An 805-nucleotide genomic window follows, 5' to 3' on the forward strand; every position below is an offset into this window, starting at 1 on the left:
GTGTAACACCCAAAATTGACGACATGTTGTCTCTATTTCCACGGATTCGATTAGAATGGTGGTAGCTGGATACATGCTTGGGTCAAAATGATAAATTTGAATGGCAGTGGGGTAAAACTGTTCTGAAGCCTTATAGTTTATGTAGGAAGATCCACACGGGGCCGGAAGTGTGAGTGGAGCCTCAAGAAGGTTATTTGGGGGATGACTCTCTAGGTAACCAACTTTGGGGACAACTTTCGTGGTATCTTCCCCAGAAAATTTTCTTCGACAATGAAGCGATGCCGTTGAAAACATGACAATTAATATAACTCAAAAGACCATAATGAACACCTGTGAATAGAAATACATCTCCGATAATTAGAAATAAACTAAAATTATAAGATGGTGAATTAAAGGAGGACAGAACAATACAATAAAACAAAAATTTAAACGAAACACTTTATCAACATACAAGCTATTTTCACAAATATTATTTTGTCTTTACCATTTCTATCCGTTACCTAAGGAAGTTTTTTCAAATCTAAAAACTAAACATCGCTAATCTGGGTGTAACTAGTTGAACCTGGAGTTCTGATTCTGTCCAAGATGGAGAATTTAGGTAGTGATCTTGGAATCCTCAGGAGTGGAGTGGAGGGATTGGATCTGGACTCTTCTTCCTCTGCGATCCACCCGGCAGAGTTTGACAATGAAACTCCGGCAAGTTTAATCTCATTAGACAGGTTAATAGTTCTCAAGTATAATGGAAGCTGAAAGTTGTCAAGGTTTCTTCCTAAGTTGAAGAATCTTTCACTTGTTTTTGCTCCCT

1 protein-coding gene is annotated in these 805 nt (G+C 38.0%); it reads right to left on the bottom strand.

What is annotated here, in order from left to right:
- Positions 1-527: 527 nt before the first annotated feature.
- On the bottom strand, positions 528-805 hold a 278-nt coding region (locus tag ACO0LB_RS20470; protein WP_423052528.1), incomplete at its 5' end, for a hypothetical protein.

Origin of the sequence: Undibacterium sp. SXout7W (assembly GCF_049339385.1) — a bacterium.
Taxonomy (GTDB): Bacteria; Pseudomonadota; Gammaproteobacteria; order Burkholderiales; family Burkholderiaceae_D; genus Undibacterium.